The sequence below is a fragment of the Streptomyces sp. NPDC048257 genome, assembly GCF_043201855.1.
Taxonomy (GTDB): Bacteria; Actinomycetota; Actinomycetes; order Streptomycetales; family Streptomycetaceae; genus Streptomyces.
Genome location: NZ_JBICZI010000043.1, coordinates 25,467 through 32,945, shown reverse-complemented (window position 1 = coordinate 32,945; position 7,479 = coordinate 25,467). Strand labels below are relative to the sequence as shown.

General features: G+C 71.2%; 6 protein-coding genes. 1 reads left to right on the top strand and 5 read right to left on the bottom strand.

From position 1 onward, the window contains the following. Nucleotides 1-184: 184 nt before the first annotated feature. The gene (locus ACGFZK_RS36975) at nt 185-748 is read left to right on the top strand and encodes a GNAT family N-acetyltransferase (protein WP_393853219.1); all 564 of its coding nucleotides are present in this window, start codon (nt 185-187) and stop codon (nt 746-748) included. Here ACGFZK_RS36975 and ACGFZK_RS36970 read toward each other — a convergent pair. Genes ACGFZK_RS36970 through ACGFZK_RS36950 form a run of 5 tightly spaced genes read right to left on the bottom strand, consistent with a single transcriptional unit; the run spans nt 745 to nt 7,425 of the window. Beyond that, complete coding sequence (locus ACGFZK_RS36970; protein WP_393853218.1) at nt 745-2,304, bottom strand: type VI secretion protein; 1,560 nt, start codon at nt 2,302-2,304, stop codon at nt 745-747. The genes ACGFZK_RS36975 and ACGFZK_RS36970 overlap by 4 nt on opposite strands. A gap of 2 nt (nt 2,305-2,306) precedes the next feature. Next, nucleotides 2,307-3,722 (bottom strand): ATP-binding protein, encoded by a 1,416-nt coding sequence (locus ACGFZK_RS36965; protein ID WP_393853217.1) that lies wholly within the window; start codon nt 3,720-3,722, stop codon nt 2,307-2,309. Between the two features lie 19 nt (nt 3,723-3,741). Continuing rightward, nucleotides 3,742-5,304, bottom strand: coding sequence for an SCO6880 family protein (locus ACGFZK_RS36960; RefSeq protein WP_393853216.1), 1,563 nt, complete (start codon nt 5,302-5,304; stop codon nt 3,742-3,744). After that, nucleotides 5,301-6,605, bottom strand: a complete 1,305-nt coding sequence (locus ACGFZK_RS36955) for a hypothetical protein (protein WP_393853215.1) — start codon at nt 6,603-6,605, stop codon at nt 5,301-5,303. The genes ACGFZK_RS36960 and ACGFZK_RS36955 overlap by 4 nt, the downstream gene beginning before the upstream one ends. Then, nucleotides 6,595-7,425 (bottom strand): hypothetical protein, encoded by an 831-nt coding sequence (locus ACGFZK_RS36950; RefSeq protein WP_393853214.1) that lies wholly within the window; start codon nt 7,423-7,425, stop codon nt 6,595-6,597. The genes ACGFZK_RS36955 and ACGFZK_RS36950 overlap by 11 nt, the downstream gene beginning before the upstream one ends. Nucleotides 7,426-7,479: the final 54 nt, after the last annotated feature.

Sequence of the window (7,479 nt, the reverse complement as noted above, 5' to 3'; positions counted from 1 at the left end):
TTCAGCGCCGATGGTACTGCAGGGGGGACCCTGTGGGAGAGTAGGACGCCGCCGAACAATTATTGCGGAAGCCCCGCACCAGCCCTTTACGGGTTTGGTGCGGGGCTTTTCTGCGTTTACGGCCAGGCCTTGGAGCCGGGAAACGCAGGTGAAGTCGGAGTGGCCCGTCGCTAGGATCCCGGGCATGAGCGATGACTGTGTGATCAGGAGCGTACGGGGCGACGAATGGGAGAAGGTCAAGGAGCTGCGGTTGGCCGCGCTCCGGGATCCGGCTGCGGCCGTGGCCTTTCTGGAAACCGAGGAGAGGGCGCTCGCCCAGGACGATGACTTCTGGCAGCAGCGTGCCGCGGGGGCAGCCGAGGGGAGGGGCGCCCGGCAGTTCGTCGCCGAGGCCGGTGACGGCCGGTGGGTCGGGTCCGTGACCGTGCTCATGGAGGCGGAGGGCACCACCGACTACTTCGGTGAGCCCGTCGAGCAGCAGCAGGGCCATGTGGTCGGGGTGTTCGTGCGGCCCGAACAGCGGGGGAGCGGGCTCGTGGAGAGGCTGTTCGACGCCGCGCTGGAATGGGCCTGGTCGCTGGAGGAGCCGGCGACCGAGCGGGTGCGTCTGTTCGTGCACGAGGACAACCCGAGGGCGGAGAGCTTCTACCGGCGGTACGGGTTCGAGGCCAGCGGCCTGCTGATACCGCTGGAGACGGGGGCCAAGGAGCGGGAGTACGCCTACCCGCGGCCGGAACAGGCCTCCTAGGGGAGGGGTGCTTCCGGCCAGCGGGAGCGGGCCTGTTCGCGGCTGCGGCACAGGGCGAGCAGGGGCAGCGTCCCGTCGGTGAGGAGTTCCGGGAGCTGGGGGATCGGGGCCACGGCAGCCACGTCGTCCAGCACCAGGGAGAGTGGTGGGTCGAGCCGACCGTGGGATGACCGTGCGGCCATGCGGCGGCCGTGCTCGACCACGTGAGAGGCGAGTGCCGTGAGCAGGGGCATCGCACCGGGGTGGGTGCGGGGATCTTCCAGAGGCTCACCCACCAGATACAGGCTGCCCCCTTCGGCGATGAATGATGCCAGGGTGAGGGCATCCGGTCGGTTCGTGTTGCAGGCCTCGCGGATGTGGATCGAGGTCAGGCAGGACAGCGCACGGGCCGTCAGGCTCTGGGCGAGCTCGCGGCGTTCCGGGTGGGCGGTGAGGGCGCTCTCCAGCTCGCCGGCCGAGCCGGGGGCGGCCTGGGGGTGCGTGCGGAGGATGCGGACCGGGTCCTGGGCGCTGTTGCCCTGGGCCCAGCGGTGGAGCAGCTTGAACGGGCGGTCTTCGAGGGCGGCGGCCTGGAGCCAGCTGCGGAGGAGGATTTCCGCGGTGTCGGCCACCGCGGCGTCGATGCGGGCCTGTGGCCGTACGGGGGCCAGCAGGGCGATCGCGCGGGCGGCGGCGGTCTCGCGGTCGGCGCAGCCGTCGGCCGGGTTCCAGTGCATGCGGGCCGGGGTGTCGCACAGGTGTGAGGGGTCGTAGAGGAGGACGGGGCCGAGTTTGGCGCGGGCGTCCTTGGTTTCGGCCCAGAGGGTGGGGGAGGAGGTGACGATGAGGGCGGCGCCTTCTGCCTCTCCGATGCGCTGGGTGGCGGCGCGGAAGCGGTCGTTCGGGCCGGCGTAGGTGATGCCGTTCGTTGTGCCGGGCGGGATGGTGGCTGCCGCTGCCACAGCCGGGGGCTGGGGGGCGTAGCCGAAGCCGTAGCGGTAGGCCTCGTCGGCCGGGGCGGTGGTGGGGGCGCTGCCCCCACGCCCCCGCGCCTCAAACGCCGGCGGGGCTGGATGGGGCAGCGGCGCTGGGTACGCCGCGGCGGGCGAGTTGCTGGGGGCGCTGCCCGCAGACCCCCGGACCTCAAACGCCGGCGGGGCTGGATTGACCGGCGGGGCTGGGGTGGGGGGCGGGGCTGGGGAGTGTTTGGTGAGGGCGCGGCGGGACTTGGTGCGGGCGATGACTCCGATGGCGAAGACCGTGAGGACGAACATCACCAGGAGCTGGCTGACGAACAGGCCCCAGAACAGGCCCCAGCCCGAGAGGGCCGTCGGGTCGGTGTCCGGCCAGGCGCCCGGGACGTCGTGCGGCTGCGCTATCAGGGCGCGGACGGCTCCCGGGGTCCGGGTGAAGGTGACGGTGTCGGGCCAGGCGCCCTTGGCCAGGACCGCGGCCAGGCCGGTGGCCGACCAGACGAGGAGGGCGAGGCCGAGGAGGAAGGCCAGGAGGCCGACCAGCAGGCCGTCCGGGACGCCGCCGCTGCGTGCGGGGGGCTCCGTACGTCTCGCGTCGTGCATGGTCAGGCCACCGTGGTCGCGGAGCCGGGGCCGCCGCGGCGGCGTTCGATGGACAGGGCCCTTTCCTCCGCCTCGAGTTCCGCGGCGAGCATGTCGGCGGGGAGACGGGTGGGGGTGGAGGACTCGGTCATGGCGCGGTCCGTGAAGACGAGGGGGCGTTCGGCCTCGGTGATCAGGTGTTTGACCACCTGGACGTTGCCGTTGACGTCCCAGACCGCGATGCCCGGGGTGAGGGTCGGGATGATCTCCACCGCCCAGCGGGGCAGGCCCAGCACCCGGCCCGTCGCTCTGGCCTCGTCCGCCTTCTGGGCGTAGATCGTACGGGTGGAGGCCATCTTGAGGATGGCCGCGGCTTCCCGTGCCGCGGCGCCGTCGACGACGTCGGAGAGGTGGTGGACGACGGCGACGAAGGACAGGCCGAGGCGGCGGCCGAACTTCAGCAGGCGCTGGAACAGTTGTGCGACGAAGGGACTGTTGATGATGTGCCAGGCCTCTTCCACGAGGAAGATGCGCTTCTTGCGGTCGGGCCGGATCCAGGTGTGCTCCAGCCAGACGCCGACGATCGCCATGAGGATCGGCATCGCGATGGAGTTGCGGTCGATGTGGGAGAGGTCGAAGACGATCAGCGGGGCGTCGAGGTCGATGCCGACGGTGGTCGGGCCGTCGAACATGCCGCGCAGGTCGCCGTCGACGAGCCGGTCGATGACGAGCGCGACGTCGAGACCCCAGGCCCGGACATCGTCTATGTCGACGTTCATCGCGAGGGCGGACTCGGGCTCCGGGTGGCGCAGCTGTTCCACGATGTCGGTCAGGACGGGCTGGCGTTCGCGGATCGTGTCGACGACGTAGGCGTGGGCGACCTTGAGCGCGAAGCCGGCGCGCTCGTCGAGGCCGTGGCCCATGGCCACCTCGATGATGGTCCGGAGCAGCGCGAGCTGCCCGGTCGCCGTGATGGCCGGGTCGAGCGGGTTGAGGCGGATCCCGTCGTCATTGGCGGCGATGGGGTCCAGGCGGATGGGGGTTATCCCCAGCTGCTGGGCGATCAGGTTCCACTCGCCGACGCCGTCCTCGCCCTGGGCGTCGAGGACGACGACCTGGCGGTCCTTGAAGCGGAGCTGGCGCAGTACGTACGTCTTCTCCAGGGCGGACTTGCCGTTTCCGGATTCGCCGAGGACCAGCCAGTGGGGGGCCGGGAGCTGCTGTCCGTAGAGCTGGAAGGGGTCGTAGATGTAGCCCTTGCCGCTGTAGACCTCGCGGCCGATGATGACGCCGGAGTCGCCGAGTCCGGGGGCGGCGGTGGGCAGGTAGACGGCTTGCGCCTGCCCGGTGGAGGTGCGGACGGGCAGGCGCGTGGTCTCGACTTTGCCGAAGAGGAAGCTGGTGAAGGCGTCCGTCAGGGCGGACATGGGATCTCGCATGGGCGGCACTTCCCTCCAGCTAGCGTCGGATGCCGGTGGCGAACGGCAAGGTGTTGACGAAGGCGCGGTGGTGCTCGCGGTCGCACCATTCCAGCTTCAGGTAGGACTTGCCGGCGGAGGCGCGGATCGTCCGCTTGTCGCGGGCGAGGGCCTCCGGTGAACGCGAGGACACCGTGATGTACCCGACGAGGTTGACTCCCGCCGCACCGCTCGCGAGATCTTCACCTCTTTGGTCCAGCCGGCCGTGGGCGGCGATGTCGCGGGGGTCGACGGTCCGGTTCATCTTGGCGGCGCGGGAGGCGTCGGCCTCGTCGTTGGTCTTCTCGGTGAGCATGCGCTCGATGGCCACCTCGGTGGGCTCCAGGTCCATGGTGACGGCGACGGTACGGATCACGTCGGGGGTGTGGACGAGCAGCGGGGCGAGGAAGTTCACGCCCACGGGGGTCATCGGCCACTCCTTGACCCAGGCGGTGGCGTGGCACCAGGGGGCGCGGGTGGAGGACTCGCGGGTCTTGGCCTGGAGGAAGGTGGGCTCCACCGCGTCGAGCTCGGCCGGCCAGGCGTTGCGCTTGGTCATGGCCTGGATGTGGTCGATGGGGTGGTCCGGGTCGTACATGGAGTGCACGAGGGAGGAGAGGCGGCCCTGGCCGAGGGGCTGGCGGACGCGGATGTCGGCCTCGGCGAGGCGGGCGCAGATGTCGGTGAGCTCGCGGGCCATGACGATGGCGAGGCCGGCGTCGCGGTCGAGCTTGCGGCCCTTGTGGGGGGTGCCGGCGCGGGCGATGGCGTTGGCCTCGGCGGCGAGCTCGCGCGTGTAGTGCATGCAGGCGACGAGGTAGGCGCGGTGCTGCTCGGAGGAGGTGGACACCATTGACTGGAGCTGGTCGTAGGACTCGCGCAGCCAGCCGGGGGCCTGGGTGTCGCCGCGCTGGGCCACGTCCTTGGCGTGGGCGTCCGGGTCGGCGGGGAGGGTCCGGGCGAGCATCTGGAGGCGGGTGACGAAGCCGTCGCCGTTGGCCACGTGCTTGAGGAGCGTGCCGAAGCGGTCGACGAGGGCCTCCTGGTCCTCGCTGTCGCGCAGGCCGACGCCGGGGCCCTCGATCTCGATGGCGGCGGTGACGGTGCGGCGGTCCGCGTGCAGCAGGACGGCGATCTCGTCGGGACCGAAGGGGGCGGCGAGCCAGTTGATCCGGCCGATGCCGGGGGGCGGGCCGACCTCGACCTCGCGGCCGTCGGAGCCGCGGATGCCGGCTTCCATGGCGCCGGAGCGGTACGTCGTACCGCGGCGCAGGGTCCGCTTGTAGCTGCGGCTGATCTCGAACCAGCGGTAGAAGGTGCGGCCCTTGTACGGGACGTACACGGCGGCGAGCGCGATCATGGGGAAGCCGGCGAGGCTGACGATGCGCAGGGTGAGGTCGGGGACGAGCAGTCCGCTCATCATGCCGAAGAACGCCCCGGCGATGATCAGGGCGATCTCGCCGGTCTCGCGGTTCTTGCCGACGATCGCGTTCGGCCGGGCGCGGCCGATGAGATACGTGCGGCGGGGCGCGACCGGGTGCATCTGGTGGGACTGGGTCGTCAACGCCCGTCACCTCCTGTGTTCCTCGTGCTCGAGCTCGTGCGGGGCGGGGGTGCGGCGGAGGGGACAGATCCGCCGCCGGCTCCGCTGCCGGAGGGTCGGCTGCTGTGGGCGGCCACGCCTCCGGAGATGGGGTTGGCGGGGCGGGGGGCGTTGTTGCCGCCGCCGTCGCCTCCGCGGTGGGCGCCGCGGCTGCTGTGGGTCTTGATGCCCTGTGAGACGAGGGAGGCCGGGGAGCTGATGACGGCGGCCGCCTGGGCGCCGTCGGTGGCCTTGCTGCGGTTGGAGCGGGCGGAGGCGATCTCGTCGCCGAAGCCGGGGACGAAGCGGTAGATCATCGCGGAGGCGAAGATCGCCAGGAGGATGATGGCGAGGCCGGTGACGACGGCGGAGAAGGCGTTGGGGCCCTTCTCGCCGGTCAGGGCCCCGGCGAGGCCGAGGACGATGACGATGACCGGTTTCACGAGGATGACGGCGATCATGATGCCGGCCCAGCGGCGGACGTGGCCCCAGAGGTTGCGGTCGACGAGGCCGGAGTAGACGACGACGCCGAGGAGGGCGCCGACGTAGAGGAGGGCGGCCCGGATGAACAGCTCCAGGTAGAGCACCCCGGCGGCGAGGACGGTGACGAGCGCGACGACGATCAGCATGATCGGGCCGCCGCCGATGTCGTCGCCCTTCTTGAGGGCTTCGGAGAAGGATCCGAAGAAGACGTCGGTCTGGCCGCCGGCGGCGGAGGCGATGACCTCGGTGACGCCGTCGGTGGCGGAGACGACGGTGTAGAGGACCAGGGGGGTGAACGCGGAGGCGAGGACGGTGAGCCAGAGGAAGCCGATGGCTTCGGACATGGCGGTGGTGAGGGGGACGCCGCGGACGGCTCGCTTGGCGACGGCGAAGAGCCAGAGGACGAGGGTGAGGATGGTGGAGGCGGCGAAGACGACGGAGTACTGCTTGAGGAAGGCGGGGTTGGTGAAGTCGACCTCGGCCGAGCCCTTGACCGCTTCGCTGAGCTTGCCGACGATCCAGGCTGCGGCGTCGGCGCAGCCGCGGGCGAGGGAGGCGAGGGGGTTGAGGGCGTCGGCGGGGTCGCTGGGCGTCAGCCCTGGGGCTCCGCCGGTGCCGCCGTTGCCGCGCTCGCAGTAGTCCTTGGCCGGACCTCGGATCAGGTCGCAGGGGTTGTTGGTCGACTCGGGAGTCGGTCCGGGTGTGGGTGCGGCCACCGCGCGCGTGGACAGCAGGACCGCGGTCACCTGCACGGCGGCCAGGACGGCCGCGAGGGACAGGCCGCGACGGTTAGCGTGCATAGGTGAGCCCCCCGAACTGCGATACGGCAGCGGCCATCTCCTCGGCGGTGGCAGCCCGCTGGTCCTGGCCCACGGGAGCCGGCCCGTCCTTCTGCGTGAAGTCCGCGATGCGCCAGTCGCCGTCGTTCCAGCGCAGCTCGAACGTGTTCGTGTACCAGCTTTCGGTGACCGGGCTCTTCGAGCCTTCACCGGCGAGGCCGAAGAGGGTCGAGTACCAGACCGATACGGTCGCGGTGTCCGCGCTGTACTTCTCGACCTTCGTCCCCACGGGATTCGTACGGGAGATGAAGACCAGCCCCTTCGGTGCCTTTCCGGCGGCGTCGAGCCCGATACGCGCCAGGAACTCCGCGTCCGTGTAGACCCGGTCCAGGTCGCTCTGCCGCGCGGCGGCGACGTCCGGTACGTAGACCGCCTGGACGATGGCACCTCTTCGGGCCGTGTTGAACATGCCGTCAGAGCCGAGTGCAACCGCGAAGTTGGCGGCGGCCGATTGGGCGCCCTGTTCGTCGTGGGCGAAGCCCTTGGGGATGCCTGCGGATTTGCCCGTCACCGGGTCCGTGCCCGTGGCGGACGTGGAGGAGGAGGCCGGGGGTTTGTCCGAGGCGGGGGTCGAGGGGGTGTCCGGGCCCGAGTTGGCGAAGGCGATGGCCGCGATCAGGAGGACCACCACGCCGACCACGGTGATCAGGCTGCGGGAGGTGCGGGGGGTGCGGCGGGTGGGGCCGTAGGGGTCTGCCGGGGAGTCCGGGAGGCGGGTGCGGGTCTGGCCGGTGCCGCCGACCTCGCCGTAGCCGCCGCCGTACTGGTCGTCGTTGCTCATTCCCTGTCCGCCCCCTCCGCGTCGTACGACGGTAGCGCTGGTTCCCGCGTGGAT

What these genes read in the sequence shown, in the direction of transcription:
- ACGFZK_RS36970 (WP_393853218.1), bottom strand. Translation starts at nt 2,304, where the DNA reads ATGCACGACGCGAGACGTACGGAGCCCCCCGCACGCAGCGGCGGCGTC.
- ACGFZK_RS36965 (WP_393853217.1), bottom strand. Translation starts at nt 3,722, where the DNA reads ATGCGAGATCCCATGTCCGCCCTGACGGACGCCTTCACCAGCTTCCTC.
- ACGFZK_RS36955 (WP_393853215.1), bottom strand. Translation starts at nt 6,605, where the DNA reads ATGCACGCTAACCGTCGCGGCCTGTCCCTCGCGGCCGTCCTGGCCGCC.
- ACGFZK_RS36975 (WP_393853219.1), top strand. Translation starts at nt 185, where the DNA reads ATGAGCGATGACTGTGTGATCAGGAGCGTACGGGGCGACGAATGGGAG.
- ACGFZK_RS36950 (WP_393853214.1), bottom strand. Translation starts at nt 7,425, where the DNA reads ATGAGCAACGACGACCAGTACGGCGGCGGCTACGGCGAGGTCGGCGGC.